The following is a 26,968-nucleotide window of genomic DNA, read 5'->3' on the forward strand; positions in this document are numbered from 1 at the left end:
CTCGACGGTGACGGCACGACTGCTGGGGGACTCGGACTCGAACCGAGACTGCACGGCTCCAAAGGCCGGCGGGCTGCCGATTACCCCATCCCCCACCCACGGCGTCGGCGGGCGGCGTCGCGGAGGTGCCCGCGCGGGACCGGCACCCGGTGCGAGCCTAAGGGCCGGGCACCGCAGCCGGACAGCACCGGTTACCCCTGCGGGTGCACGCGCACCTCCGCCGTCTCCGTTCGCGGACCTGCCTACGCTGCCGTAGGTTGTGCCCCACGCAGCCCGGAGCACGCCGGTTCAGACCGCGCCCGAGGCCGATTCCACACAGCCCAGGAGTTTCCTTGTCCGCTCCCGCACTCACCCGGCCCACGGCTCCTCCCCGCGCCGAGCCCTACGCCGGGCTCCCGGCCAACGCCATCGGCCGGCGCAAGAGCACCCTCGAGATCGTCACCCTGTACGTGATCGTGCTCGTGCCGTTCATCGCACTGGCCGCCGTCGTCCCCGCGGTGTGGGGCTGGGGCATCTCGTGGCTCGACATCGGCCTGGCCGTCGGCTTCTACTACCTCTCCCTGCTCGGCGTGACCGTGGGCTTCCATCGGCACTTCACGCACGCGTCCTTCAAGAGCAAGCGGCCGCTGCGGCTCGGCCTGGCGATCGCCGGGTCCATGGCCATCCAGGGGCCGGTCAACCAGTGGGTCGCCGACCACCGCCGGCACCACGCCTTCGCCGACCGCGCGGGCGACCCGCACTCCCCGTGGCGCTACGGCACCGACCTGCGCTCGCTGCTCAAGGGCATGTTCCACGCCCACCTGGGCTGGCTGTTCGACCGCCGCAAGACCAACCAGGAGCGGTACGCCCCCGACCTGCTCAAGGACCGCGGTCTGGTCTTCGTCAGCCGGACGTTCGTGGTGTGGGCCTTCCTCAGCCTGGCGATGCCCGCCCTCCTGGGCGGGCTGATCACCGGCAGCTGGGCCGGCGCGTGGTCGGCGTTCTTCTGGGCCGGCCTGGTGCGCGCGGCCCTGCTGCACCACGTCACCTGGTCGATCAACTCCGTCTGCCACGTGGTGGGCAACCGGCCGTTCGTGTCCCGCGACCGCGCGACGAACTTCTGGCCGCTGGCGATCCTCAGCGGCGGCGAGTCCTGGCACAACCTCCACCACGCCGACCCGACGTGTGCCCGGCACGGCGTGCTGCGCGGCCAGATCGACATCAGCGCCCGGGTCATCTGGGTGTTCGAGAAGCTCGGCCTGGCCTCGAACGTCAAGTGGCCCGACCCGGTGCGTCTGGCCGCAAAGCGCCGCGTCGAGGCTCCGGCCGCGTCCTGAAGGAGGACGCCGTCGAGCCGGCTTCCGCGGCACCGCCCCGGCCGCGCGTGCGGATGACCGGTGCCCAACGCCGGCAGCAGCTGCTCGACGTCGCCCGGGAGCTCTTCGGCCGCCGTGGCTTCGAGGCCACCTCGATCGAGGAGATCGCGGCGCACGCCGAGGTCAGCAAGCCGGTGGTCTACGAGCACTTCGGTGGCAAGGAGGGCCTCTACGCCGTCGTCGTCGACCGGGAGATGCAGCGTCTGCTGGGCCGGTTCACCTCGGCGCTGTCGGACCCTGGGCACCCCCGCGAGCTGCTGCAGCGGGCCGCCCTGGTCCTGCTGGAGTACATCGAGTCCGACACCGACGGCTTCCTCGTGCTCACCCGGGACGCGCCGGTCACCAGCGGCGTGGGCAGCTACCCCTCCCTGATCGGCGAGGTCGCCCGCAAGGTCGAGCACATCCTGGGCGACCACTTCGGCGCCCGCGGCTACGACCGGCGGCTGGCGGCGCTGTACAGCCAGGCACTGGTCGGCATGGTGGCGCTCGTGGGCCAGTGGTGGCTGGACACCCGGTCGCCGGACAAGCGGGACGTGGCCGCGCACCTCGTGAACCTGGCCTACAACGGCCTGTCCCACCTCGACGACCGGCCCGGCCTCGTCGAGGGCCCCTCCGGCAGCTGAGTCCAGCTCAGCCCACGAGGCGTGCGCCCGGCACCGGCCCGGAGACGATCCGCAGCGTGCGGAACACGCCCTCGCCGGCGAGCGTCGCGGCCAGCCGCACCGCAGCCGGCCCGTCCTCGGCCAGGGCCGCCACGGTCGGGCCCGAGCCGCTCACCAGGGCACCGAGCGCCCCGGCCCCGGTCGCCGCGCGCAGTGCACGCCCCAGCTCGGGGCGCAGCGCGAGCGCCGGTGCCTGCAGGTCGTTGCCCAGCGCCGCGGCCAGCGCCGCGGCCGGTCCGCTGCGCAGCGCCGCGATCACCGGCTCGGCGGGCAGGAGGTCGCTGCCATCGGGCACCCGGCCCGCCGCCCGGAGCCGGTCGAGCTCGGCGTAGACCGACGGCGTGGACAGACCCTCCCCGGCGAGGCCGAGCACGAGGTGCCACGACGGCCCGGCCAGCACCGGAGTCAGCTGCTCGCCGTGCCCGGTGCCCAGGGCGACGCCGCCGAGCAGGCTGAACGGCACGTCGCTGCCCAGCCGGGCGGCCAGCTCGAGCAGGTCGTCCCGGTCGGCGCGCGTGCCCCACAGCGCGTCCAGCGCCACCAGCGCCGCGGCCGCGTCGGCACTGCCGCCGGCCAGACCCGCCGCGGCCGGGATGGACTTGGCGATCTCCAGGTCCGCGTCCGCCGGCACCCCGGCGTGCTCGGCCAGCAGCTCGGCCGCCCGCCACACCAGGTTGCGGCGGTCCGCCGGCACGACCTCGGCGTCCTCCCCCGTGACGGCGAGGGACAGCCCGTCCCCCGGCCGCGCGGTGACGACGTCGAACAGCGAGACGGCGAGGTAGACCGTGCGGAGCTCGTGGAAGCCGTCGGGGCGCAGCGGGCCCACCGCCAACAGCGCGTTGACCTTCGCGGGCGCCCGGGCGCTCACCGCGTCCGCCGGCGCTTCCGGCCTCACGGCGTCACCGGGTCGGTGGCCGCCAGCCGGGCGAAGTCGGTCACCGACAGCTGCTCGCCGCGGGCGCCCGGGTCGATCCCCGCGGCGCGCAGTCGGACCTCCGCCGCCGCGGGACTGCCCGCCCAGCGGGCCAGGGCCGCGCGCAGGCTCTTGCGCCGCATGCCGAAGGCTGCGTCGACGACCGCGAAGGTGGCCGCGCGGTCCCCTGGCGGCGGGGGCCGCCGGACCAGGCTCACCAGGCCGGAGTCGACGTTCGGCTCGGGCCAGAACACCCGCCGGCCGACGTTGCCCGCCCGGCGGACCTCGCCGTACCAGGCGGCCTTGACCGAGGGGACGCCGTACGCGCCGCCGCCGGGAGGCGCGGCCAGCCGCTCGGCCACCTCCGCCTGCACCAGGATCAGCGCCCGGTCCAGGGTGGGCAGCAGGTCGAGCAGGTGGAGCAGGACGGGCACGGCCACGTTGTAGGGCAGGTTGGCGACCAGCGCGGTGGCCGGTGGCCCCGGCAGCTCGGTGAGACGCAGGGCGTCCGCGGTCACGACGTCGAGCCGGTCGGCCAGGTCGGGACGCCGCTGGGCCACGGTGCGCGGCAGCAGGTCGGCCAGCCGTTGGTCGATCTCGACGGCCACGACCCGGTCGGCGGCGGGCAGCAGCCCCAGCGTCAGCGAGCCGAGCCCCGGGCCGACCTCCAGGACGACGTCGTCGGCCCGGAGCTCCGCCGTCCGCACGATGCGGCGGATCGTGTTCGCGTCGTGCAGGAAGTTCTGCCCGAGGGTCTTGGTGGGTCGCAGGTCGAGCTCTGCGGCCAGCTCGCGGATGACCGCGGGGCCCAGCAGCCCGTCGTCAGCGGACGGTCCGGTCAGCGGGGAAGCCCCAGCTTGCTGGCACAGTGCGGCCACGCGCCGAAGCCGCCGCTCGCGGACCGGACCTTCTCGGCGATCGCGATCTGCTGCTCGCGGCTGTTCTGGTGCGGCAGCCCCTGACCGCCGTAGGCCCGCCACGTGCCGGGGTTGAACTGGAGGCCGCCGTAGTAGCCGTTGCCGGTGTTGATCGACCAGTTGCCGCCGGCCTCGCACTTGGCGAGCCGGTCCCACACGCCGCCGTCGGCCACGGCCGGGGGCGCCGGGCGGGCCTTGGTGCCCACCGCGACCTGCTCGGTGACCGGCTCGCGGCCCACGGTGGTGTCGAGCGTCTCGCGGGCGGTCTCCACGCCGTCGGTGATGGTGACGCGGTAGGTGATGGTCTTCTCGCCGTCGACACCCTCGGTCGTGACGTCCCGGTCGCCGACGAAGGCCTCGGGGTCCTGGGTCTCGACGACCTCGTGCGGCACGGGAACGGTCTCGGTGACCTGGTCGATGCGGACGCGGAACACCTGGATCCGCATGTCCTGCGCCAGCGGCTGCTGCAGGTCGACGCTGGCGTGGTCGACCTCGCCCAGCGCGACGCCCTCCTCGGAGAGCAGGTCACCGGCGGTCGCGGCCGTGGTGGTCACGACCCGCTCCTGGCCGTCGGCGACCAGGACGACGTCCTTCGGGGTGATGACCTCGAGGCTCATGCCGTCCAGCGGGAGGCGCTCGCTGCGGCTGGCCGAGAGCACCAGACCGTCGGCGCGCAGACCGAGTTGGTCGAGGGCCTCGTCGACCGACAGCGCGGTCACGTAGATCTCCTGCTCCACGCCGTCGACGCTCAGCTGCAGCGGACGGGCGCGGGTGAGCACGATGGTGTCGCCGTCGCCGACCGGTTCCTCGGCGGCGGGCAGCAGGACGTCGTGAGCGGCCGGCTCCAGGCCCTCCTCGTCCAGGACCTCGGCGACGGTGTCGGCGTAGGTGCCGATGCGCTGGGCCTGCCCGTCGACGGTGAGGACGACGGACTTCTGGGCGATGAAGAACGCCAGCGTCCCGCCCACGAGTCCGAGCAGGACCAGGGCGAAGAGGCTGAAACGGAGCGAGCGGCGCACGGCACATCCAGGGGTCATGGAACCCGGGCAGGAGGAACGGGCAGGCCGCGAGGACGGCACGCCCGTCGAGGTCTTGCGTTCTCCACCCCGGCTTACGGTCACGACACGATAACGAACACGGTGCGTGGGGCAACGGTGCGAGACGAGTGAAGCAGACGGTCGCCATGTCGCTATGTGGACGCGCCGACACGTGGAGTGACGGCCATGCCGCGGTTCCGGCCGCTGCACCGGACAGGAGACGGTCCGGCCCCGGTGAGCAAGCCCACAGGGTGAACCGGGGTCATCCGGGGCAGCAGACCCCGCTCAGCCCGCCAGCGCCCGCGCGCCGGCGCGCACGGGCTTGACCCAGGTCACGAGGAACACCGCGACGGCCACCCCGGACAGGAGCGCCGAGAAGCCACCCGCGACCAGCGCCACCGGCAGCAGGTCGAAGTGCTCCGTGACCCGGTCGCCCAGGTCGATCCCCGCCGTCAGCAGCAGCACGCCCAGCGGCAGCAGGCCGAGGACGCTCGCGGCGGCGGTGACCAGGTGGGCGGTCCAGGTCCGCAGGGCCTCGTCGACGGGCACGTCGGCCCCCGCGGCCGGCAGCGGCCGCCGGACCGCCCGGACGACGGCCAGTTCCGCCAGCAGCCCCGCGGCCACGGGCACCGCCACCGCCGTCCACCCCACGGCCGCGCTCAGCTCCCCGGCCGACCACGACCAGGCGGCCGCGACGACCGCACCCACGACCACCGCGCGGGCCGTCCACACCAGCCAGCCCGAGACCAGCTCCGCCCGGCGCGGCCGCCGCACCGGCTGGGCCAGGGCCCACCGCGGGCGGGGCCGCGTCACCTCGGCGAGCAGCACACCGGCCAGCAGTCCGAGCGCCAGGACCGGTACCCACAGGAAGACCGACGCCTCCCCCAGCGCCACGACGCTGCCGACGATCCCCGCCAGGCCCAGGAACAGGCCCAGCCGGCGCCAGAGGCGACCGTGCGCGGCCTGCGAAGCCAGCGTGGCCGAGCCCTCCGCCGTCGGCTCGGCGAGCTCCACCGAGCCGCCCGCGACCGCGCGCCGGTCCCCGGCCCGGGCCCATTCGCGACCCAGCAGCACGCCGGGGACGAGCACGGCGATGAACAGCACGACGGCGATCAGACGGCCCACGAGATGAGTGTCCCCTTTTTCCCTGTGCGCCCGGAGGGCTTCGTCCCCGGGACTTCTACCAGGACCCGAAGACCCTCTCGGCGGTCGCGGTGAGGGTGGAGCAGAGCTCTTCCAGGTCCGTTCCCGTCGTCTCGGCGAGGGCTCGGACGGTGTGCGGGACCAGCCGGGAGGCGTTGGGGCGGCCGCGGTGCGGCACGGGGGTCAGGAACGGCGAGTCGGTCTCCACCAGCAGCTGGTCCGGCGGGGTGAGCGCCGCGGCCTCGCGCAGGTACGCGGCGTTGCCGAACGTCAGGGTGCCGGCGAACGAGAGCACGAACCCCCGGGCCACGCAGGACTTGGCGAAGACGGCGTCCCCGGAGAAGCAGTGGAAGACGGTGTGCTCGGGCGCGCCCTCGTCGTCCAGCACGCGGAGGATCTCCTCGTGCGCGTCCCGGTCGTGGATGACCAGGGCGATCCCGTGCTCCTTGGCGATCCGGATGTGCGCGCGGAACGACGCCTCCTGTGCGACCCACCCCTCCGGGCCGGTCCGGAACCGGTCCAGCCCGGTCTCCCCCACCGCCCGCACCCGGGGCAGGGCGGCCAGCCGGTCGATCTCGGCCAGCGCCTCCTCGGTCGCCCGGCCGGCGCCCGCCTCGTTCGGGTGCAGCGCGACGGCGGCGAGCACGCCCGGGTGCCGGGCGGCCAGGGCGGCCGACCAGCGGGACGACGCGACGTCGACACCCACCTGCACCAGCCGGGTCACGTTGACCGCCGCGGCCGCCGCGATCTCGGCGTCCACCGCGGCGTCCGACGCCCACTCGCCGTGCTCGTCGTCGGCCGGCCGCTCCCCCAGGACGATGTCCAGGTGGGTGTGGCTGTCCAGCGCCGGTGCCGGCAGCGGCTCCGGCGACGGCGGCGGCTCGCCCCGCCGGTTCGCGCGGGAGGCGGCCGACCGGCTCATGCCTGGCCGCCCTCGAGACGGGCCAGCTCCTCCTCGACCACGGAGTCGTCGAGCTTCTTGAAGATCGGGGTGGGCGGGCTCAGCGGGCTGCCGGACGGGAGCGGCCGGGACGCCCAGGTCGCCGAGGCGGCGGCGTAGTCGCCGGTGATGATCGGGTACGGCGAACCGTCGTCCAGGTCCTCGGTCTCCACGATCTGCGGGGCCGGGGACCACACGCCCTCGCCCCCGAGCAGCTCGTGCACCTGCTGCGCCGAGTGCGGCAGGAAGGGGGTCAGCAGCGTGTTGCAGTCGCTGATCGCCTGCAGCGCCGTGTGCAGCACGGTGTCCCGGCGGGCCGGGTCCTCCTTGAGCTTCCACGGCGCCTGGTCCGAGAGGTACTTGTTGGCCTCGCCGACCACCCGCATCGCCTCGGTCGCCGCGGCCTTCTGCCGGTTGCGGCCCAGCAGCTCGCCGATCGGCCCGAACGCGGACGACGTCGTCGCCAGCAGCGCGCGGTCGGCGTCGGTCAGCTCACCGGGGGTCGGCACGGCCCCGACGTTCTTCGCGGCCATCGACACCGTCCGGTTGACCAGATTGCCCCAGCCGGCGACGAGCTCGTCGTTGTTGCGGCGCAGGAACTCCGCCCAGGTGAAGTCGGTGTCCTGGTTCTCCGGGCCGGCGACGGCGATGAAGTAGCGCAGCGCATCGGCGTCGTACCGGGCGAGGAAGTCGCGCACGTAGATGACGACCTGTCGGCTGCTGGAGAACTTGCGCCCCTCCATCGTCAGGAACTCGCTGGAGACCACCTCGGTGGGCAGGTTGAGCCGACCGAGCGAGCCCGGGGTGCCGCCCGTGTCGCCCTCGCCGTTGTAGCCGAGCAGCTGGGCGGGCCAGATCTCGGAGTGGAAGACGATGTTGTCCTTGCCCATGAAGTAGTAGGCGTCGGAGTCCGGCGTCTGCCACCACTGGCGCCACGCCTCGGGGTCCCCGGAACGGCGGGCCCACTCGATCGACGCCGACAGGTAGCCCACGACGGCGTCGAACCAGACGTAGATGCGCTTGTCGGGCCGGTCGCGCCAGCCGTCCAGCGGCACGGCCACGCCCCAGTCGATGTCCCGGGTGTAGCTGCGCGGCTTGAGGTCCTCGAGCAGGTTGACGCTGAAGTTCAGGACGTTGGAGCGCCAGTTCTTGCGGGTGGCCAGCCAGTCGCCGAGCGCGCGGGTGAACGCCGGCAGGTCCAGGAAGTAGTGCTCGCTCTCGACGAACTTCGGCGTCTCGCCGTTGATCTTGCTGACCGGGTTGATCAGGTCGGTCGGGTCGAGCTGGTTGCCGCAGTTGTCGCACTGGTCGCCGCGAGCACCGTCGTACCCGCAGATCGGGCAGGTGCCCTCGATGTAGCGGTCGGGCAGCGTGCGGCCGGTCGAGGGGCTGATCGCGCCGAGCGTCGTCTTCGGGAAGACGTAGCCGTTCTTCAGCAGGCCCAGGAAGATCTCCTGGCTGACCGCGGCGTGGTTCGCCGTCGTCGTCCGGGTGAAGAGGTCGTAGCTCAGCCCGAGCGACTGGAGGTCGCCCACGATGATCCGGTTGTTGCGGTCGGCGATCTCCCGGGGCGTCACGCCCTCGGCGTCGGCCGCGACGGTGATGGGGGTGCCGTGCTCGTCGGTGCCGCTCACCATCAGCACCCGGTTGCCGTTCATCCGCTGGAAGCGGCTGAAGACGTCGGAGGGGACTCCGAAACCGGAGACGTGGCCGATGTGCCGCGGGCCGTTGGCGTAGGGCCAGGCGACCGCGGTCAGGATGTGGCGATCACTCACGGCTCAACAGTACGGAGGCCCGTCCACCCGGTTTCCCGGGCTCTCGGGGTCAGGGCTGGTAGACGGTGGTGGAGGCGGTCTCCCCGGTGCGCACCGGGTTCTCGACCGGGCCGAGCAGCGCGACCGCGCCGAGGGCGAGGCCGATGAGGGCCAGGGTCGCCGTGGCCAGCACTCGGTGCGTCGTCGCCGGGTCGGGACGGCGCTCGGCGGGACGGGGACCGGCCGCGACCCAGGCCACCGCCGACGGCGACCCCGCCAGCAGCAGCTTCGCCACCGGCAGCGCGGCGGCGAGCGCGAGGAGGACGGGGAGGGACAGCCCGGACGGCAGCGCGACGGGGGTGGCGGGCAGCAGGACGGCGGCGGCCGCGACCAGGCCGAGTTCGGCGACGGCGACCCCGGTCAGCAGCCGGCGGCCGGAGCCGTCGATCACCGCGGCGCCACCGGCTGCGACCAGGACGATCCAGGCGGCCAGGCCCAGGAGCCCGAGCGCGACGGCCGGGCCGGCCGGACGCGACGGCGCGGTCAGCGCGGCGTCCAGCCCGTGCAGCGCGACGGCGAGGAGGGCGACGGCCTGGACGATCCCGGCCAGCCCGGCGAGGAGGGCGGGTACCGGCGCGTGGCGGAAGGTCGTCCCCGGCGCGACGGTGCGGCGCGAGGGCAGCACGAGGCGCGGTCGCGCGAACGTGTCGCGGACGTCGAAGACGCTGATCGCCAACTGGGGACTCCTGACCGGTGCGGTGCTGTCCCCGATCAGCTCGGCCCGTTCCCGCGCGCGCTGTAGGGCCGCAGCTGCGTTCCACCCGGTCGGGTGAGGTCATCCGGCGCGCAGGCGGGACCCGGCGGTCCTCGTCGGCGTGCGGCGGGCGGGCGCGCCTAGGCTCCGCAGTGGCCCGGACCCGAGGAGATGCCCCGATGAGCAGCGCCGACACGTCGTCCGCACCGTCGACCCCGCCGCTGCCCGACCGCGCCTCGACCGCCCCCGGCCCGGAGAGCACGCGCCCCGGCCCGCGCCCCCGTCCGGCCGGGCGGGAGCCGCGCATGGCCACGCGGAAGGAAGGCGTCGGCGCCGTCGTCGACTGCGCCGTCTACGTCGACGGACGCCGACAGGCGCCGGTCGAGCCGGAGGAGGCGCTGCGGGCCGCCGAGGCGAGCGGGGGCTTCGTGTGGCTCGGGCTGTACGAGCCGACCGAGGAGGAGTTGGGTGCGCTGGCGGAGCAGTACGACCTGCACCCGCTGGCCGTGGAGGACGCCGTCTTCGCCCACCAGCGCCCGAAGCTCGAGCGGTACGACGACGCCCTGTTCATGGTGCTCAAGACCGCGACCTACGTGGAGCACGAGGAGCTCACCGCGAACAGCGAGGTGGTCGACACCGGTGAGGTCATGGTGTTCCTCGGGCCGCACTACGTGATCACCGTGCGGCACGGGCACCACGGCGAGCTGGGCGACCTGCGGCACCGGTTGGAGGAGCAGCGCGACCTGCTGTGCCTGGGCCCCGCCGCCGTCCTCTACGCCGTCGCCGACCTGGTGGTGGACACCTTCGTGGACGTCGCCGGCGCCGTCGAGGACGACGTCGACGAGCTCGAGGCCTCGGTGTTCAGCCCGTCGCGCACCGACGACGTCGGCCGGCTCTACCAGCTCAAGCGCGAGCTCATGTCGCTGCGGCGCGCGGTCTCCCCGCTGGAGGTGCCGCTGCAGAAGCTGGCCGAGCGGGAGATCGACGTCGTGCCGGGTGGGATCCGCTCCTACTTCCGCGACGTGCTGGACCACGCGATCCGGGTGCGCGACCAGGTGGCCGCACAGGACGAACTGCTCACCTCGATCCTGCAGGCGTCGCTGGCGCGCACGCAGATGGCCGACAACGAGGACATGCGGAAGATCTCCGCGTGGGCCGGCATCATCGCCGTCCCCACCGCGATCGCGGGCATCTACGGCATGAACTTCGACCACATGCCCGAGCTGGAGTGGCGCTTCGGCTACCCCATGGTGCTGCTGGTCATCGCGCTGGCCTGCTTCCTGCTGCACCGCGGCTTCAAGCGCAACGGCTGGCTCTGACCCGGGCAGTTGGCCGCCGGGCCCTTTGTGCACGAACTGTCGTCCCGACCGGTCCGACGCAACATCTGGTGCACGAACTGAACCCTCAGCCCGCCAGAGCCGCGCGGACCGTCGCCCGGAGGCGTGCTGGGTCGTGCAGGTCCGCCGCGGTCACGAACACGACGCGCCATCCGGCCTCCTGGAGCCGGTTGAGGCGCCGTCGGTCCTGCGCGAACTGCCCCTTCTCCCCGTGCCAGGCGCCGTCGTACTCGAGCGCGACCTTGAGCTCCGGCCAGGCGAAGTCGACCCGCGCCACGAAGCTGCCCCGATGCCGGATCTCGTACTGGGCCACCGGCTGCGGTAGGCCACCACCGCGGAGGAGCAGCCGCACACGTGTCTCCGGTGGCGACTCGGCGAGCCCGTCGGCCAGGGCGCACACCGCGCGCACCCGCGGGGGCGCTGCCCCGGGTGCCCCGGCACGCTCCCGGAGTGCCTCGAGGTCGATGCCGGTGACCCGGACCAGCCAGTCAGCCGCCACGACGGCGTCGTCCCGCGGCAGTGCACGGGCCAGGCGCAGCACCGTGGCCTCCGGCGTGCTGACCCGCACACCTGCGTGGACGCGGACGTCCGCGTCGAGCAACACGGTCCGACGCACGACCAGACCGGGATGCCGCCGGGGATGGGCGCCGGGCGGAAGCGTGAGCTCGACCTCGTCGCCCACCCCCACCAGGTCGACGCCCCACAGGACAGCCGCGCTGGCGCCGGTCACGACCGCTCCCGGCACGAGAAGCGATGCGGCCGCCCGGGCGCGCAGCCGGTGCGTATCGGGGACCGCCGCCTCCACGTAGACGTCGCGGAAGAGGCGCCGCCAGGCCGGCCCGCGGAGCTGCCCGTGAGTGAGCACGCCGGTGCTGACCGCCCAGCTGCCCAGGAAGATCTGTCCACGCAAGCTGGGCGGGACAGCGTGACGAGCAGGCATCCGGCCACCGTGCTCGTCCGCCCTCGGGCGAGGCCGTCAGCCGTCCACCGAACACGTTTCGTGCACAGATCGTCCCGGTCGCCACCGCGAGACGACCGAATGTGCACCTCCTGCGAGGAGGGCGGGCGGTCAGGTGGGGTGGAGCTAGGAGCCCTTGGCGGCGACGACGGCGTCGTAGACGGCCCGGCGCGGCATGCCGGTGCGCTCGACGACCGCCCGGATCGCGTCCTTGCGGGTCGCTCCGGACGCCTCCTCCGCGGCCACCTCCGCCGCGAGATCCGCCGGCGTGAGCTCCACCGTCCGCTCCGGCGCCCCGCCCACGACCAGCGTGATCTCGCCCTTCACGCCCTCGGCGGCCCACTCCGCCAGCTCGGCCAGCGGGCCACGGCGGATCTCCTCGTAGGTCTTGGTGAGCTCCCGGCACACCGCGGCCTGCCGGTCCGCGCCCAGCACCGCCGCGGCGTCGGCCAGCGCGTCGGCCAGCCGGTGCGGCGACTCGAAGAACACCATCGTCCGCCGCTCGTCGGCCAGCCCGGCGAAGCGCGACCGGCGCTCCCCCGCCTTGCGCGGCAGGAAGCCCTCGAAGCAGAACCGGTCCACCGGCAGCCCGGAGACGGCCAGCGCCGTCGTCACCGCGGACGGTCCGGGCACCGACGTGACGGCGATCCCGGCGTCGATCGCCGCGCGCACCAGCGTGTAGCCCGGGTCGGACACCGAGGGCATGCCGGCGTCGGTGAGCAGCAGCACGGTGGCGCCCTCGGCCAGCGCGCTCATCAGGCCCGGCAGCCGCTGCTGCTCCACCGACTCGTGGAAGGTCACCACCCGGCCGGTGAACGTCACGCCGAGGTCGGAGGCCAGCCGGTGCAGACGGCGGGTGTCCTCGACGGCCAACACGTCGGCGGTCTCCATCACCGAGCGCAGCCGCGGGCCGACGTCCCCGGGCTGCCCCAGGGGCGCCCCGCCCAGCACCAGCCGTCCCGTCACGCGGGGAAGCCTGTCACGCCCGGGGCGGCCGGTTCCGGTCACTACCCTCACCTGCATGGCGGTGCTGGCACCCGAGCAGGAGGAGCGGGAGCCGGACCAGCAGCCTCCCGTGCCGGTCCGCCGCCGGCGGCCCTCCCGCCCGCGCTGGGACCGCACACCCCCGCTGCCCGGCGACACGAGGCTGTCCTGGCTGCTCACCGCCGCGCTCGGGGTGCTGACGCTGGTCAGCCGCCTGGTCGGGATCGGCTACCCGAAGGAGTTGCTGTTCGACGAGGCGTACTACCCGCCCGAGGCGGCGGAGCTGCTGCGCTGGGGATACGAGTACAACCGCGGCTACACCTTCATCGTCCACCCGCCCCTCGGGAAGTGGCTGATCGCCACCGGCCAGGCGGTGTTCGGAAACGACTCCTTCGGCTGGCGGTTCCCCAGCGCGGTGGCGGGCACGATCGCCGTCGTCGTCCTGGTCCGGCTGGCCAGGCGGCTGACCGGCTCGACGTTCCTCGGGCTGGTCGCCGGGCTGCTGCTGGCTCTCGACGGCTTCTCCTTCACCCTCGCGCGCATCGGCCTGCTCGACGTCTTCCTGCAGGTCCTCGTCGTCTCCGCCGTCGCCTGCCTGGTCGTCGACCGCGACCGGGTGCGAGCCCGCATCGGCGCTGCCGGCGAGCGGGCGGCCGAGGGGTTCCGGCTGGGGCCGCGCGGCTGGCGCATCGCCGCCGGGTTCCTGTTCGGCTGCGCGTGCGCGGTGAAGTGGAGCGGCATCTGGTTCCTGGCGTTCTTCGCCATGGCGTCCCTGCTCTGGGACCTCGCCGCCTGGCGGAACGCCGGCGCCCGGCGCCCGACCCGGAAGACCGTCCGCTACTCCCTGCCCGGGGCGGTGTGGGCGCTGGGCGCGGTGCCGGTTCTCACCTACCTCGCCAGCTTCACCGGCTGGTTCCTCGGGGAGACCTCGCAGGGCAAGGCCTGGGCCCAGCAGAACCCGGACACCGCGTTCGCCTTCGTCCCTGACGCGCTGCGCTCGCTGTGGCACCAGCACGCCGAGTGGCTGCGCTTCCACAACGGCCTGTCGACGCCGCACCCGTGGGAGTCGGGCCCCTGGTCGTGGCTGGTCAACGGTCGGCCGATCCTGCTGTGGAACCCGCAGGACATCACCGACGACGCGGGCGAGCCGGTGGTCCGCTACATCCTCATGGTCGGGACGCCGACCCTGTGGTTCCTCTTCGTGCCGGCGATGGCGTGGCTCGTCTGGCGCAGCGTTGCCCGGCTCGACCCGGCCGCGGGGGTGGCGGTCACCGCGCTGGGCGCCGGCTGGGGAACCTGGCTGATCAACACCGACCGGACGATGTTCATCTTCTACCTCGCGCCGGCGCTGCCCTTCCTCGTGCTGGCCGTCACCCTGCTGCTCCAGGACGTGCTCGGCCCACCCGGGGGCAGCCCGCGTCGCACCGTCGGCCTCGCGGCGGTCTGCCTCTACGTGGCCGTCGTCGCGGTCACCTTCGCGTTCTTCTGGCCGGTGCTCACCGGCGAGCCGCTCAGCAACGCGGAGTGGCTGCGCCGGATGTGGTTCCCCTCCTGGTTCTGACCTGCGCGCCTACGGTGACCTGACCAGCGGCACCCGAAGGGACGACGACGATGACCGACGCGCAGCCCCGCCCGCACGTGCTCACCGCGCTCGACGGCGACGTCTGGCGGATCACCCTGGATCGCCCGGAGACGGGCAACGCCCTGACGCCGGCCCTGGCCGCCGAACTGCTCGCCGCCCTCGAGGCGCGGCCGGAGCGCGCCCGGGTCGTGCTGCTGCTCGCCAACGGCCCCCGGTTCTGCGTCGGCGGCGACATCGGCTCCTTCGCCGGGGCCGACGATCCGGGCGCGTTCGTGGGCCGGCTCGCCCACGACTGGCACCGGGTCATCCGCGCCGCCTTGTACAGCCCGGTCCCGGTGGTCGCCGGCGTGCAGGGCGCGGTCGCCGGGGCCGGGGTCGGGCTCATGGGCGCCTGCGACCTGGTGATCTGCGCGCGCACGACGAAGATCCGGCCCGCCTACGGCGCCATCGGCTTCTCCCCCGACGGCGGGACGTCGTGGGCGCTGAGCCGGTCCCTCGGAGCCCCGCGCGCGCTCGACCTCCTGCTCAGCAACGGGGTGCTGACCGCCGCCGAGGCCCACCTCACCGGCCTGGTCGCCCGGCTGGTCGAGGACGAGGACCTGCGGGCCACCGCCGAGTCGGTGGCCGTGGAGATCGCGAACGGCCCCGTCCGCGCGATGGTGCGCACGCGGGCACTGGTGCGCAGGGCGGCCACCCGCACCCTCGAGGAGCAGCTGGACGACGAGGCGCAGCTCATCGCGGAGTCCGCCGCCGATCCGGAGGGCCGGGAGGGTGTGCGGGCCTTCGTCGAGAAGCGGCTCCCGGACTTCCGCAACGCCCGCTGAGCGCACCCGGGGCCGGCCGTCGCCGGCCGGCCCCGGAGCCGCTCAGTAGCGCCGGTCGACCACCCGGCCGGTGGCCGTGGTGAACGTGATGTAGCCACGCTCGAAGTTGACCCGCCGGCCACCTGCGATGCCGAACTCGTCGCTGGTCGGGTAGCCCAGGTACGAGGTCTCCCAGCCGAGCGCGGCCCAGCGGTCACGGATGAGGCCGTGCACCTCGTGCGCCCCCGTCCGCGGCGACCAGTACACCGAGCCGCCCTCGAAGTGGTTGAACCGTCCGATCCGGTCGGGCGTGGGCAGCTCGTTGGTCCTCGGGAAGCCGAGGAAGCCCGCCTCCCAGCGGTGATCGCCCCACTTGGCGTAGATGGCGCCCAGGACGTTGTGCGCCCCGGGGCCGGGCGCCCAGTAGATGCCGCCGTTCTCGAAGGAGTTGAACCGCCCGCGCCCGTTCGGGGTCGGCAGCTCGTCGGTGCGCGGGTACCCGTGGGGGCTGCGCTCGTAGCCCAGGCTCCGCCACACCTTGAAGATCTCACCGTGCACCTCGTGGGCACCGGTCTGCGCCGTCCAGTAGAAGTGCGCATCGTTGCGGGTGAACGCGTTGAGACGACCGCGTCCGTCCGGTGTGCGCATCTCGTCGGTGCGCGGCGCGCCCCAGACGCCCTCGGCCCCGGTGGCGTCGAACGCCCGCAGGATCGCGCCGTGCACCTCCTTCGCGCCGTGCACCGGCGTCCAGTACATGCGTCCGGTGGCGTAGTCACGGGCGCGCAGCGAGGTGTCGCCGCGCTCGGGTGCGACCGGCGCCCCCAGCACGGCGCGCACGGCCGCGTCCGAGGAGTACCGCAGGTCGATGGGGGTCACGTACTCGGCCCGCAGCGTCAGGTCGGCGTCGGGCATGACCAGCTGCCGCTCGCGCGGCTGCCCGTCGCTCCAGCGCGAGAAGCGGGCGACGCCGTCCCCCGCAATCGCGGGCGCGCTCAGCGAGACGCGCGCCCCGGCGGTCACCTGGGCCGTGGCCCGAGGCACGCCGTTGACCGTGACCGGGCTCGGCGTCGTCGAGGCGATGGTGAGCGTCCGCAGCTGCGGCAGGGCGAGGAAGATCTGCTCGGCACGGACGCCGAACGAGTCGGTGGCGCTCGCGGTGATCTGCAGGCGGGTGTCGTCGCCGTGGTCCTCGAACGGCACGTCGTAGGCGCCGCCCGTGAAGGATTGCCCCGGGTGGTCGTGGCAGTAGCCACCGCTGCAGTGGACGAGGACGACGCTCCAGGTCACCGGCAGCGGGCCGTCCTCGACGTCGACCGCCGACGCCGACAGCCGCACCCGCTCCCCCACCACGTACCGCTCGCTGCTCGGCGGGGCGGTCAGGGTGAGCGTCGGGACGCGGTTGCCGGGGACGACCGTCAGCGTCGTCGTCCCCGTCGCGCCCTGGGAGTCGGTCACCGTGAGCCGCGCCGTCAGCGGCTGGGTGCCCGTCCCCCCGTAGGCGTGGGAGACCCGCACGCCGGTCCCCCTCGTGCCGTCGCCGAAGTCCCACGCGTAGGTCATCGTGTGGCCGTCGAGGTCGACGGACCTGCTCGCGTCGAAGGTGAAGGAGCGCGCCGAGGCCGGGTCGTTGGTGATGACCGCCTCCGCCGTCGGCGGGCGGTTGCCCGCGGCGTAGACCAGCCGCTTGAGCCGCGAACCGCCGATGTCGGCGTAGACGATGTCGCCGTTCTCCGCCGCGGCGAACTTGACCGGCAGCCCGTTCTGGACGCCGAACCCGGCGGCCTCGGGCTGCCGCACCAGCCGGCCCTGGGCGTCGTAGCGCAGGGTGTACACCCGCTGGGAGGCGTAGTCGCCGAAGAAGTAGGCGCCGCGGTACTGCTCCGGGTAGGAGGCACCCGTGTACACGATGCCGCCGGTCACGCTCGTGCCCAGCGGCCCGTGCACGTACGTGTGGAGCGGCGCGGTGTTCGTCTTGCCGGCGCAGCCGGCGAGGTCGCGGTACCCGGGGGTCGGCCCGTTGCCCTCGAAGCACGGCCAGCCGTAGCTGGCTCCCGGGCGGACGAGGTTGATCTCCTCCCAGACGTTCCAGCCGACGTCACCCACGATCGGCGCGCCGGTGCCCGGGTCGAGGCTGAAGCGGAACGGACTGCGGAAACCGCTGGCGTAGACCCGGCTGCGCCAGGACGAGGGCGCCGCGGCGTCGTAGTAGGGGTTGCCGACCACGCCGCGGCCGTCGGGCCGGAGGTGGAGCAGCTTGCCGTAGCCGGTGTTGACGTCGAGCGCGCGCAGGGCGAGCGGGTCGACGAACCGGAAGTCGGCGGAGTCGCCCACGCTCACCCACAGGGTGCCGTCCGGAGCGGCCACGATGCCGGTGATCGTGTGGACGTCGGACCCGGCGGCCAGGTCGAAGATGACCCGCTCCGGAGCGAGCGACGTGGGCGTGGTGCCCAGCACGGTCGCGGCGCTGAGCCGCATCGTCCACTGGTTGTTCACCATCAGGGTGCGAGCGAGGTAGATCACCTTCGACGTCGCGTAGTCATGGGCGACCGCGATGCCGTTGAGGCCGAGGTCCTGCACCGTGACCGTCGGCAGGTTGGCGAGCGTCCGGACCGTGGCGCCGTTCGCGGACACCCAGGCGACGCGGCCGTTCTTGCCGGTCGTGAAGTAGCTGCCGTCGGGGGCGTAGGCGAAGTCGGTGAGCAGCGAGTCCTGGCCGCTGGGCATGTCGCGGACGGCGAACCCCGGCGGGAGGGACGGCGCGGCCTGGGCGGTCCCCTGCGCCACCACGAGCCCCGCCGCGACCATCGCGGCCACGACCACCAATCGCATGGTCGCGACGAGTGCGCCGCCCCGTCCTCCGCGCTGTCGCGCCGCATCCGCCCTGTTCACGGGGGGATGGGTAGCAGCCGGACCCGGCCGATCACAATCGGTATCCGGCCGTTGCGGTCCGGAAGTCGATCTCAGGGGCGGCGCGCCTGAGAGTCGTCACCGAGGGTGCCCGGACGGCGCCAGTTCCGGCGACGCATCGTCCCGGAAAGCACGAACGCCGCCGGGCGGATGCCCGACGGCGTTCGTGTCCTGCTGGGGTGGAGCTGAGGGGAGTTGAACCCCTGACCCCCTCGATGCGAACGAGGTGCGCTACCGGACTGCGCCACAGCCCCTTCGAGCCCGACTTTACCGTGCTCTGCTCATGTCGCCACCACCGGGTGGCCCTCCTGCAGGGGCCCGCCGCGAGCCTGCGAGCGGTGGGGGGCAGGAGGGTCCTTCCTCAGAGGTTGGCGACCCGGCGCGGCTGGTACTCGTCGATGTCGGCGAAACCGATGTCGTCGTCGTCCAGGCCGACGACGGCGCTGTGCTGCCAGCCGGCCGGAGCCGGGGTGCGGGCAGCCACGACGCGACCGCGGAACTGGGCCACCGGCGCCAGGGGCACGCTCGGGTGCGGGAGGCTGGGCAGGACCTCGGCGGCGACGGTCTCGTGCACCTCGGGCGCCGGGCGCGGCGCGGGCGCCGTCCGCGGCTCCGGGAGGGAGGAGGTGCGCAGCGCCTCGCGGGCGGCGGCCCGTGCCGCCCGGCGGGCGGCGAGCCGCTCGCGGCGGGCCACCTTGCGCAGCACCAGCACGTACCCGACGACGGCGAGGTCCAGGACCAGCTGTGCGACCCACAGCCACGGACTGAAGGCCACCGCGCCGACCAGGGAGACGACGGCGAGCGCGACCAGGCCGCCGAGGGTGCGGCGGCGCAGCGCGTGCACGTCGACCTTCAGCTCACCGCTGGTGAACAGCGCCTCGCGGTCGATGGGCACCCGCTCGGTCTCGGCGTGCACGACGGGGCTCGTCGCACGACGCCGCTGCAGCGTCCGACCCGAGTCGGCACGCACCGTCCGGCCGTCCTGCGCGTCGCCGCGGGTCACCACCATGGGGACGAGCACGACGAACCAGAGGACGACCAGAGCTGCCAGCAGCACGCCTGATCCCATTTCGAACACCACCCGTCACATGAGTCACTCGCGAGGGCGAGGTTATGCAGATGGCCGCCACGTTCGAGGGAGGCGCGCGGCGTGTCGCTGATCAGTCGTGTGACTGGTGTGACGAGGTGGCGGCGTGTCGACACGGGTCAGGCGGTGACCTGTCCGGCGCCGTGCTATCGGCCGGCCTCACGGCTCGGCGCGCGAGCGCCAGCGGGCGAGCGCACCGCCGGGCAGGTCGTCGGCCAGCAGCGCGTACGCCAGGTGGTCGCGCCACTCCCCGTCGATGTCCAGGTAGCGGCGCAGGACGCCCTCCCGGGTGAAGCCCAGCCGCTCCACCAGACGCTGGCTGGGCTCGTTCTCCGGCCGGATGTCGGCCTGCAGCCGGTGCAGCCCCATCGCGCCGAAGGCGTGATCGCAGACCAGGGCCACGGCGAGGGACCCCATGCCGCGGCCGGCGACCCCGCGGTCGATCCAGTAGCCGAGCCAGCCCGACCGCATCGCCCCGCGCACGATGTTGTCCACGGTCACCTGACCGGCCAGCCGGCCCTCGACCCGGATCGCGAGCGGGACCGTGACCCCTGTCCGCGCGCGGCGCGCCAGGGCCCGCCGCATGGCGCGGTAGGCGGCCGGGCTGTGCCGCACCGGCCACGGCTGGGTGGCCGTGGGCTCCCACGGCCGCAGCCAGCTCTCGTTGGCCGTGCGCAGCCGGCTCCACTCCGCGGCGTCCCGACGGCGCAGCGGGTGCAGCTCGACCGGCCCCCAGCTCAGCTGCGCGGGCCAGCCGGGGTGCGGGGCGGGTTCCAGCTCAGCCGCCGAGCAGCAAGGGCATGACCGTGACGAGCGCGCCGGCGGCCACCCCGGTGACGTCCTCGTCCACGACGATCAGGCAGTTCGCGCGCGCCATGCGGGCCAGCAGCGCCTCGGTGCCGTTGCCCACGGGCTCGACGACGTATCCGCCGTCGGGGTGGCGCATGACCGTGCCGTGCAGGTACTGGCGGTAGCCCAGCGGCGAGACCAGGGGCTGGCCGGCGACCGCCTGCACGGTGCGGCGGAACAGCTGGCGCTTGCCCAGCATCAGCCGGATGGCCGGGCGGACGAACACCTCGAAGGCCACCAGGGCGGCGACCGGCTCCCCGGGGATGCAGATGACCGGCACCTGGTCGCGGCCCAGCCGGCCGAAGCCCTGCACGGGACCGGGGTGCATGGTGACCTGGCGGAAGTTCATCTGGCCCAGCTCGGCCAGCACCTCCTGGACCATGTCGAACCCACCGGGGGCGAAGGTGCCGGCGATGAGCACCAGGTCGCTGCGCAGCAATTGGCTCTCGAGGACCTCGGTCAGCCGGCGGCGCTCGGTCGGGAGGATCCCGGAGCGGTAGGCCTCGGCGCCGGCGTCCCGGGCGGCCGCGGCGAGGGCGTAGCTGTTCACGTCCACGACCTGCCCGGGCGCGGGCGCGGTGCCGACGTCCACCAGCTCGGTGCCGGCGCACAGCACGGCGATGCGCGGACGCGGGCGCACCGAGACCCGCTCGCGGCCCACCGCCGCCAGCAGGCTGATCTGGGCCGGGCCGATCGGCGTGCCCACCTGCACCGCGGGATCGCCGGGGGCGACGTCGTCACCGGTGCGGCGCACGTACCCGCCGGTCGGGGGGCCGGCCAGGACCTCGACGCGCACCGTGCCCTGGTCGGTCCACACACCGGGGACGACGACGTCGGCGCCGGTCGGGAGCATCGCGCCCGCGGACACGCGGAAGGCCAGTCCGGGCCCGATGGACGAGGGGACGCCGGCGCCCGCGACGCTCTCCCCCACGACCGCCAGGGAGACCGGTGCGTTCGGCCGTGCGCCGGCGACGTCCTCGGCCCGGACGGCGTACCCGTCCAGCGCGGCCTGGTCGAACGCGGGCAGCGCGCGCTGGCTGATGACCTCCTCGGCGCACAGGAGCCCCTGCGCGTCCAGGACGGCGAGCTCGATCGGGTCGGGCTGCGGGACGCTGCTCAGGATCTCGTCGAGGTGCCGCTCCACCGTGCAGATCACCGACAGCGGTACCGACTCCGCCGGGGGCAGCGGGACCGCGCCCTCCGTGACGGAGCGGGGCGTGGGCACCGGCGGGATCTCGCCCGGCGGCCGCGCGGGGCCGTCGACGAGCTGGGTGTCCCGGAAACCGGGTGTCCTGCCCGTGCCGTCGTCCTTGCCGGTCATCCCCACCACCACCGTTCTGCCGTGCCGTCCGCCGTTCGGCGGCACCGGCCTGCGGTGCGCCGCCCGCCCCGATCGGGAGCCGGCGCGGTACCCCGCGGCCCGATGGTGCCCTTGCCGGGCCCGGTCAGGACGACGACGCGCCCTCGGCGGGCAGCTCGTTGACGAACTGGTGCAGCCAGGTGCGCAGCGCGGGACCCAGGTCGTCGCGCTCCACGGCCAGCCGGATGACGGCCTTGAGGTAGTCCAGCTTGTCGCCGGTGTCGTACCGGCGGCCGCCGAAGACGACCCCGTGGACCGGCTCGCCGCGCTCGACCAGCGTGGCCAGCGCGTCGGTCAGCTGGATCTCCCCGCCGCGGCCGGGCCGGGTCTCGCGCAGCACCCCGAAGATCTCCGGTGCCAGCACGTAGCGGCCGATGATCGCCAGGCTGCTGGGCGCCTCCTCGACCGGGGGCTTCTCGACCAGACCGGTCACGGCCACGACGTCGCTGCCGTCGGTGCTCGGGTCGACGGCGACCGCGCCGTACTTGTCGATGTTCTCCATGCCGACGTCCAGGAGGGCGATGACCGAGCCGCCGTGCTCCGCCTGCACCGCGAGCATCTGCTCGAGCAGGTGGTCGCGGGCGTCGATGAGGTCGTCGCCCAGGAGGACGGCGAAGGGCTCGTCCCCCACGAACGCGGCCGCCTGCAGCACCGCGTGCCCCAGGCCCCGCGCCTCGCCCTGCCGCACGAAGTGCACCTGCGCGACCTCGGTCGAGGAGCGGACGGCCGCCAGCCGGCCGGCGTCGCCCTTCTTCTCCAGCGCCGCCTCCAGCTCGGGGGTGCTGTCGAAGAAGTCCTCGATCGCGCCCTTGTTCCGGCCGGTCACCATGAGCACCTCGGGCAGACCGGCGCGCGCGGCCTCCTCGACGATGTACTGGAGCGCGGGCCGGTCCACGACCGGCAGCAGCTCCTTGGGCACGGCCTTGGTGGCCGGCAGGAACCGCGTGCCCATCCCCGCCACGGGGATGACGGCCTTCCGTGCAGGTCGGGCGCCCTGGCTCGTCATGGCCGCAGCCTAACTAGCCTGCCGCCATGACTCCTGGTCGAGATCCGGTCGCCGCCAAGACGGCGCTCCGCGGCCGGGTGCTCGCGACCCGGCGGGCGCGCCTCCCCGCCGAGCGGACGGCGGACTCGGCCGCGATCGCCACGGCCCTGCTCGAGGGCCTGGTAGGCGCCCGCACGATCGCCGCGTACGTCCCGGAGGAGACCGAGCCCGGGCACGGCCGGCTCCCCGCGGTGCTCACCCGGCTGGGCGCCCGCGTGCTGCTGCCGGTGGTCGCCCCCCGGGGGCGGGAGCTCGCGTGGGCCGTCGACTCAGGCCGCATGGCCCCGGGGCGGTTCGGCCTGCTGGAGCCGGTCGGCCCGCGGCTGGGCGCCACGGCGGTCGGGACGGCGGAGGTCGTCGTCGTCCCGGCGCTGGCGGTGTCCCGCGACGGCGTGCGGCTGGGGCGCGGTGGCGGCTACTACGACCGGGCGCTGCGGCTGGCCCGTCCCGACGCCGTCGTCGTGGCGCTGGTGTTCGACGGGGAACTGCTCGACGAGCTGCCCGCGGAGGCGCACGACCACCGGGTCACCGCCGTGGTCACCCCCTCGGGCGGGTGGCAGGAGATCGCCGCCGGGTGACGTCCCCGGGGGCGGTGTCGCCCGCGCGACCGCTGGCGGGAATCATCGGCGGACCCCCGTGCCCGACCCGTCGAACGGAGCTCCGCATGCCCTCGCCCTCGCGGCTGGATGCCCGTGCGCTGCGCGATCTGGTGCTCGACCCGGGGTCGTGGCGGTCGTGGGACTCCCCCATCCCGGAGCGGGACGTCGCCGAGGACTACGCCCGCGAGCTGGCGGCCGCGGCGGAGAAGACCCGGCAGGACGAGTCGATCATCACCGGCGAGGGGCTGCTCCGCGGCCGGCGCGTGGCCGTCGTCGCCGGGGAGTTCGGCTTCCTCGCCGGCTCCATCGGGGTGGCCGCGGCCGACCGCCTGATCGCCGCCGTCGAGCGGGCGACCGAGGAGGGGCTGCCGCTGCTGGCCGCACCCGTGTCGGGCGGCACCCGCATGCAGGAGGGCACCGTGGCCTTCCTGCAGATGATCGGCATCACCGCGGCGATCGCGCGGCACAAGCAGGCCGGCCTCCCCTACCTCGTCTACCTGCGCAACCCCACCTTCGGCGGGGTGCTGGCCTCCTGGGGCTCGCTCGGGCACGTGACCATCGCCGAGCCCGGCGCCTCGATCGGCTTCCTCGGCCCGCGGGTCTTCGAGGCCCTGTACGGCGAGCGCTTCCCCGAGGGCGTGCAGACCGCGGAGAACATGGCCGAGCACGGGCTCATCGACGCCGTCGTCCCCCACGAGGAGATCGCCGAGGTCGCCGACCGGGCGCTGCGGGTGCTCGCCGCCCGGCAGACCTGGCACGTGGACGTGGCCTCGGCCGACCGACCGGGTCCGGACGACGGCGCCGACGACGACGCCGGCGAGCCGCGCACCGCCTGGGACGTGGTGACCGCGTCCCGGCGGGCCGACCGCCCCGGTGTGCGCCGGCTGCTGCGCACCGCGGCCACCGACATCGTGGGCCTGTCCGGCACCGGTGCCGGCGAGAAGGACCCGGGCCTGCTGCTCGCACTGGCCCGCTTCGGTGGAGCGCCCTGCGTCGTCCTCGGTCAGGACAGGCGGGGCCAGTCGACGGCGGCGCCGCTGGGCCCCGCGGCGCTCCGGGAGGCGCGCCGCGGCATGCACCTGGCGCAGGAGCTGCGCCTCCCGCTGGTCACCCTCATCGACACCCCCGGCGCGGCGCTGTCCCGCGAGGCCGAGGAGGGCGGGCTGGCCGGGGAGATCGCCCGCTGCCTGCAGGACCTGGTGATGCTGCAGGCGCCCACGCTGGCGGTGCTGCTGGGGCAGGGCACGGGCGGCGGCGCCCTGGCGCTGGTGCCCGCCGACCGGGTGCTCGCCGCGGCCAACGGCTGGCTGGGGCCGCTGCCGCCCGAGGGCGCCTCGGCCATCGTGCACCGCGACACCGGGCACGCCGGCGAGATGGCGCAGGCGCAGGGGGTGCGGGCCACCGACCTGCACCGGGCCGGGATCGTCGACCGCGTCGTCCCCGAGCGGCCGGACGCCGCCGACGAGCCGACCGAGTTCTGCCTGCGCCTGGGCCGGGTGCTCGGCGAGGAGCTGGCCGGCCTGCTCGGCCGGGACGACACGGAGCGCTTCCGCACCCGGCTGCACCGGTACCGCCACCTCGGCCGCTAGATCAGCCCGGCCCGTCCTCCAGCCGCAGGTCGTGGTCGGGGTCGAGCCGTTCCAGCACTGCCTCGAGGGTCTGCCCGAGCTGCCGGGTCTGCTCGGGGGTCAGCGGGTCGAACACCGACTCCCGGACGGCGTCCACGTGCCCGGGGGCCAGCGTCCGGACGACGTCCCAGCCGGCGTCGGTGAGGACGGCGAGGTTTCCGCGGCCGTCCTCGGCCGAGCGCTGCCGCCGCACCCAGCCGCGCTCCTCGAGCCGGCTCACGGTGTGCGACAGCCGGCTCTGCGACTGGTTGGACCGGCGGGCGAGGTCGCTCATCCGCCGGCTGCGGTCGGGCGCCTCGGACAGCATCGCCATCACGACGTAGGCGGCGTGGCTGATGCCGGCGTCGCGCTGCAGCTGGGCGTCGAGGGCGCGGGGCAGCAGCTCGGAGACCGAGAGCCAGGCCCGCCAGGTCCGCTGCTGGTCCTCGTCCAGCCACCGCTGCGCCACGGCGCGACCGTACTGGGCGGCCGATCCGCATCCGGCACGGTCACGGCCGGGGGTTCACCCGGGTCCACCCCCGCTCGTCCCGTCGGCCGCCCAGCGCTGCCCGGCACCGTCGGCACACCTCCCGCACCTCCTCCGCGTGCCGGCCGCTCTCCGGCTGGACGTCGGCCCACGTGACGTGCGGGAAGCGCCTCAAGCGGGACCGGTGCAGCGAGAGACCGCAAACCGTCTCGTTGCGACCGGGCTGCCAGCCGTGCACCTCCCCCGCCGGGTAGCGGACACCGTCGTCGGGGTCGATCCACTGGTCCGCGGCGGCCACCGCGCTCCCTGCTGCCATGGCCGCCCCGTACCCGCCCGGCGGCCGGTCAGGCCAGCGGCAGCCCGGCCAGGCCGGCGGCGAGGCCGAGCAGCGCGCAGACGCCCAGGGTGCGCAGGACCGACCACCTGAGCCGGAACAGCAGCACGGCCGCGACGAGGGCGATGACGAGGGGCACCGCCCGCAGCGTCGTCAGGTCGGGCAGCTCCAGGGCGAGCGGCCCGCCGTCCACCGCGACGGTGTCGTCGAACAGCGTGTGGACGGCGAAGTAGACGCCCAGGTCGGCGATGACGCCTACCACCGCGGCGGTGATGCCGGTGAGCGCCGCCGACAGCGACCGGTTGCCGCGCAGCCGCTCCATGTACGGGGCACCGAGCAGCACGAACAGGAAGCTGGGCACGAAGGTGACCCAGGTGACCAGCAGCGAGGCCAGCACCGCGGCCACCCAGGGGTCGAGGTCGCCGGGGTCGCGGTAGGCACCGAGGAACGCGACGAACTGGACCACCATGATCAGCGGCCCGGGCGTCGTCTCGGCCAGCGCGAGCCCGCGCACCATCTCCCTCGGCGCCAGCCAGCCGTAGACCTCCACCGCCTGCTGGGCGACGTAGGCCAGCACCGCGTAGGCCCCGCCGAAGGTCACCACGGCCGCGCCGGAGAAGAACAGTCCCTGCTCGGTGAAGACGCTCCCGGTTCCGGTCAGCAGCGCGGCCGCGGCGATCGGCAGCCCCCAGACGAGCAGCCCGACCAGCAGGACGCGCAGCGTGCGGCGGGTGGACGGCGCCTCGTGGTGCAGGACGTCGTCGGAGATGACCGGCGGCGGGCCCGCGTCCGGGCCGTCGCCGGCCGACGGGTGCGGGAGCGCGGCGGGCCGCCACCGGCCGAGGGCCCAGCCGGTGAGGCCGGCCACGGCCACGACCACCGGGAAGGGGACGCCGAACACCGCCAGGGCGACGAAGGAGGCTACCGCCAGCGCGACGAGGAACCGGCTGTCGAGGGCCTTCCTCCCCACCCGGATCACGGCCTGCACGACGATCGCCAGGACGGCTGCGGCCAGCCCCGTGAACACGGCGGTGACGACGGTGGTGGTGCCGAACTCCACGTAGATCGCCGACAGCGCCAGGAGCGCGACGACCCCGGGCAGGACGAACAGCCCACCGGCGACCAGCCCGCCTCGGGTGCCGTGCAGCAGCCAGCCGACGTAGGTGGCCAGCTGCTGGGCCTCCGGGCCGGGGAGGAGCGTGCAGTAGTTGAGGGCGTGGAGGAAGCGTCGCTGGCCGATCCACCGCTTCTCGTCGACCAGCGCGCGCTGCATGACGGCGATCTGCCCGGCCGGCCCGCCGAAGGTCTGCAGGGAGATCAGGAACCAGGTCCGCACGGCGGCACCGAAGGGGACGCCCTCCTGCTGCGGGCTCTCCTGCGGCCGGTGCACGCGCGCATGCAACCAGGTCGCGTCGGGATGTCCCGCCCCGGGGCCGCAGACAGGTGACGCTGTCCGGCGGTCGTGGACGGGCGGCGGCCGGATGGCGCATCATTGGCAGTCGCCGGGCGAGAGTGCCAGCCCGGAACCCACCTCCGCTCGACCAGGGAGCCCAG

Annotated in this window: 24 protein-coding genes and 2 tRNA genes; 7 read left to right on the forward strand and 19 right to left on the reverse strand. The window is 74.4% G+C overall.

All coding sequences use genetic code 11. The features are described 5' to 3' along the window. Nucleotides 1-22 precede the first annotated feature (22 nt). Nucleotides 23-95: transfer RNA gene (locus BLS70_RS05975), tRNA-Gln, on the reverse strand. A 237-nt stretch (nt 96-332) separates the two neighbouring features. Between BLS70_RS05975 and BLS70_RS05980 the strand changes: the two genes are divergently transcribed. Beyond that, nucleotides 333-1,316, forward strand: coding sequence for an acyl-CoA desaturase (locus BLS70_RS05980; protein ID WP_091764705.1), 984 nt, complete (start codon nt 333-335; stop codon nt 1,314-1,316). A gap of 53 nt (nt 1,317-1,369) precedes the next feature. Then, nucleotides 1,370-1,978: a TetR/AcrR family transcriptional regulator gene (locus tag BLS70_RS05985; RefSeq protein ID WP_091764880.1), complete on the forward strand. Its 609-nt coding sequence runs from the start codon at nt 1,370-1,372 to the stop codon at nt 1,976-1,978. Between the two features lie 7 nt (nt 1,979-1,985). Here the strand turns inward: BLS70_RS05985 and BLS70_RS05990 are convergent, their stop codons facing one another. The 7 genes from BLS70_RS05990 to BLS70_RS06020 form a co-directional block, all read right to left on the reverse strand. Beyond that, a complete protein-coding gene (locus BLS70_RS05990) occupies nt 1,986-2,912 on the reverse strand; it encodes a 4-(cytidine 5'-diphospho)-2-C-methyl-D-erythritol kinase (protein ID WP_176946302.1) in 927 nt (308 codons plus the stop codon). Next, nucleotides 2,909-3,808 carry a 16S rRNA (adenine(1518)-N(6)/adenine(1519)-N(6))-dimethyltransferase RsmA gene (gene rsmA / locus BLS70_RS05995; RefSeq protein WP_218122297.1) on the reverse strand — a complete coding sequence of 300 codons (900 nt, stop codon included), beginning with the start codon at nt 3,806-3,808 and terminating at the stop codon, nt 2,909-2,911. The genes BLS70_RS05990 and rsmA overlap by 4 nt, the downstream gene beginning before the upstream one ends. Beyond that, the gene (locus BLS70_RS06000) at nt 3,769-4,866 is read right to left on the reverse strand and encodes a resuscitation-promoting factor (RefSeq protein ID WP_091764707.1); all 1,098 of its coding nucleotides are present in this window, start codon (nt 4,864-4,866) and stop codon (nt 3,769-3,771) included. Before BLS70_RS06000 ends, rsmA begins: the two co-directional genes overlap by 40 nt. Nucleotides 4,867-5,169: 303 nt before the next feature. Beyond that, nucleotides 5,170-6,009, reverse strand: coding sequence for a hypothetical protein (locus BLS70_RS06005; protein ID WP_091764708.1), 840 nt, complete (start codon nt 6,007-6,009; stop codon nt 5,170-5,172). A gap of 55 nt (nt 6,010-6,064) precedes the next feature. Beyond that, on the reverse strand, nt 6,065-6,949 hold the full coding sequence (locus tag BLS70_RS06010) for a TatD family hydrolase (protein WP_091764709.1): 885 nt from the start codon (nt 6,947-6,949) through the stop codon (nt 6,065-6,067). After that, nucleotides 6,946-8,742, reverse strand: a complete 1,797-nt coding sequence (gene metG, locus BLS70_RS06015) for a methionine--tRNA ligase (RefSeq protein ID WP_091764710.1) — start codon at nt 8,740-8,742, stop codon at nt 6,946-6,948. Before metG ends, BLS70_RS06010 begins: the two co-directional genes overlap by 4 nt. Before the next feature lie 49 nt (nt 8,743-8,791). Then, a complete protein-coding gene (locus tag BLS70_RS06020) occupies nt 8,792-9,457 on the reverse strand; it encodes a hypothetical protein (protein ID WP_091764711.1) in 666 nt (221 codons plus the stop codon). Between the two features lie 197 nt (nt 9,458-9,654). On the opposite strand from BLS70_RS06020, the gene corA reads away from it, so the two are divergent. Continuing rightward, nucleotides 9,655-10,794 carry a magnesium/cobalt transporter CorA gene (gene corA, locus BLS70_RS06025; protein ID WP_255362258.1) on the forward strand — a complete coding sequence of 380 codons (1,140 nt, stop codon included), beginning with the start codon at nt 9,655-9,657 and terminating at the stop codon, nt 10,792-10,794. A gap of 85 nt (nt 10,795-10,879) precedes the next feature. Here the strand turns inward: corA and BLS70_RS06030 are convergent, their stop codons facing one another. After that, nucleotides 10,880-11,752 carry a type IV toxin-antitoxin system AbiEi family antitoxin gene (locus BLS70_RS06030; protein ID WP_091764712.1) on the reverse strand — a complete coding sequence of 291 codons (873 nt, stop codon included), beginning with the start codon at nt 11,750-11,752 and terminating at the stop codon, nt 10,880-10,882. A 144-nt stretch (nt 11,753-11,896) separates the two neighbouring features. Then, nucleotides 11,897-12,736, reverse strand: a complete 840-nt coding sequence (rsmI, locus tag BLS70_RS06035) for a 16S rRNA (cytidine(1402)-2'-O)-methyltransferase (protein WP_176946304.1) — start codon at nt 12,734-12,736, stop codon at nt 11,897-11,899. A 55-nt stretch (nt 12,737-12,791) separates the two neighbouring features. Between rsmI and BLS70_RS06040 the strand changes: the two genes are divergently transcribed. Further along, nucleotides 12,792-14,315: a dolichyl-phosphate-mannose--protein mannosyltransferase gene (locus tag BLS70_RS06040; RefSeq protein ID WP_091764713.1), complete on the forward strand. Its 1,524-nt coding sequence runs from the start codon at nt 12,792-12,794 to the stop codon at nt 14,313-14,315. 50 nt (nt 14,316-14,365) lie between these two features. Beyond that, entirely contained in the window at nt 14,366-15,160 is a 795-nt protein-coding gene (locus BLS70_RS06045) for an enoyl-CoA hydratase/isomerase family protein (RefSeq protein ID WP_091764714.1), read from the forward strand. 42 nt (nt 15,161-15,202) lie between these two features. Here the strand turns inward: BLS70_RS06045 and BLS70_RS06050 are convergent, their stop codons facing one another. The 6 genes from BLS70_RS06050 to BLS70_RS06075 all read right to left on the reverse strand — a co-directional run bounded on the left by BLS70_RS06050 (nt 15,203) and on the right by BLS70_RS06075 (nt 22,348). Continuing rightward, nucleotides 15,203-17,968, reverse strand: a complete 2,766-nt coding sequence (locus BLS70_RS06050) for a PQQ-dependent sugar dehydrogenase (RefSeq protein ID WP_091764715.1) — start codon at nt 17,966-17,968, stop codon at nt 15,203-15,205. Between the two features lie 258 nt (nt 17,969-18,226). Beyond that, nucleotides 18,227-18,300, reverse strand: a tRNA-Ala gene (locus tag BLS70_RS06055). A 107-nt stretch (nt 18,301-18,407) separates the two neighbouring features. After that, nucleotides 18,408-19,103, reverse strand: a complete 696-nt coding sequence (locus BLS70_RS06060; protein ID WP_255362260.1) for a SepX/GlpR family protein — start codon at nt 19,101-19,103, stop codon at nt 18,408-18,410. Nucleotides 19,104-19,292: 189 nt separating this feature from the next. Continuing rightward, on the reverse strand, nt 19,293-19,910 hold the full coding sequence (locus BLS70_RS06065) for a GNAT family N-acetyltransferase (protein ID WP_091764717.1): 618 nt from the start codon (nt 19,908-19,910) through the stop codon (nt 19,293-19,295). Between the two features lies 1 nt (nt 19,911). Then, nucleotides 19,912-21,303 (reverse strand): molybdotransferase-like divisome protein Glp, encoded by a 1,392-nt coding sequence (gene glp / locus BLS70_RS06070; RefSeq protein WP_091764884.1) that lies wholly within the window; start codon nt 21,301-21,303, stop codon nt 19,912-19,914. 124 nt (nt 21,304-21,427) lie between these two features. Then, nucleotides 21,428-22,348: a UTP--glucose-1-phosphate uridylyltransferase gene (locus tag BLS70_RS06075; protein WP_091764718.1), complete on the reverse strand. Its 921-nt coding sequence runs from the start codon at nt 22,346-22,348 to the stop codon at nt 21,428-21,430. A gap of 26 nt (nt 22,349-22,374) precedes the next feature. Here BLS70_RS06075 and BLS70_RS06080 point away from each other — a divergent pair, with 26 nt between their 5' ends. After that, the gene (locus BLS70_RS06080) at nt 22,375-22,965 is read left to right on the forward strand and encodes a 5-formyltetrahydrofolate cyclo-ligase (protein WP_091764719.1); all 591 of its coding nucleotides are present in this window, start codon (nt 22,375-22,377) and stop codon (nt 22,963-22,965) included. 86 nt (nt 22,966-23,051) lie between these two features. After that, nucleotides 23,052-24,575, forward strand: a complete 1,524-nt coding sequence (locus BLS70_RS06085) for a carboxyl transferase domain-containing protein (protein ID WP_091764720.1) — start codon at nt 23,052-23,054, stop codon at nt 24,573-24,575. 1 nt (nt 24,576) lies between these two features. Here the strand turns inward: BLS70_RS06085 and BLS70_RS06090 are convergent, their stop codons facing one another. Genes BLS70_RS06090 through chrA form a run of 3 tightly spaced genes read right to left on the reverse strand, consistent with a single transcriptional unit; the run spans nt 24,577 to nt 26,804 of the window. After that, nucleotides 24,577-25,062 carry a MarR family winged helix-turn-helix transcriptional regulator gene (locus tag BLS70_RS06090; RefSeq protein ID WP_091764721.1) on the reverse strand — a complete coding sequence of 162 codons (486 nt, stop codon included), beginning with the start codon at nt 25,060-25,062 and terminating at the stop codon, nt 24,577-24,579. Between the two features lie 40 nt (nt 25,063-25,102). Beyond that, the gene (locus BLS70_RS06095; protein ID WP_091764722.1) at nt 25,103-25,396 is read right to left on the reverse strand and encodes a hypothetical protein; all 294 of its coding nucleotides are present in this window, start codon (nt 25,394-25,396) and stop codon (nt 25,103-25,105) included. Nucleotides 25,397-25,424: 28 nt separating this feature from the next. Then, on the reverse strand, nt 25,425-26,804 hold the full coding sequence (gene chrA, locus BLS70_RS06100) for a chromate efflux transporter (protein ID WP_218122298.1): 1,380 nt from the start codon (nt 26,802-26,804) through the stop codon (nt 25,425-25,427). Nucleotides 26,805-26,968 lie beyond the last annotated feature (164 nt).

This window comes from Blastococcus aurantiacus, assembly GCF_900102425.1.
Taxonomy (GTDB): domain Bacteria; phylum Actinomycetota; class Actinomycetes; order Mycobacteriales; family Geodermatophilaceae; genus Blastococcus; species Blastococcus aurantiacus.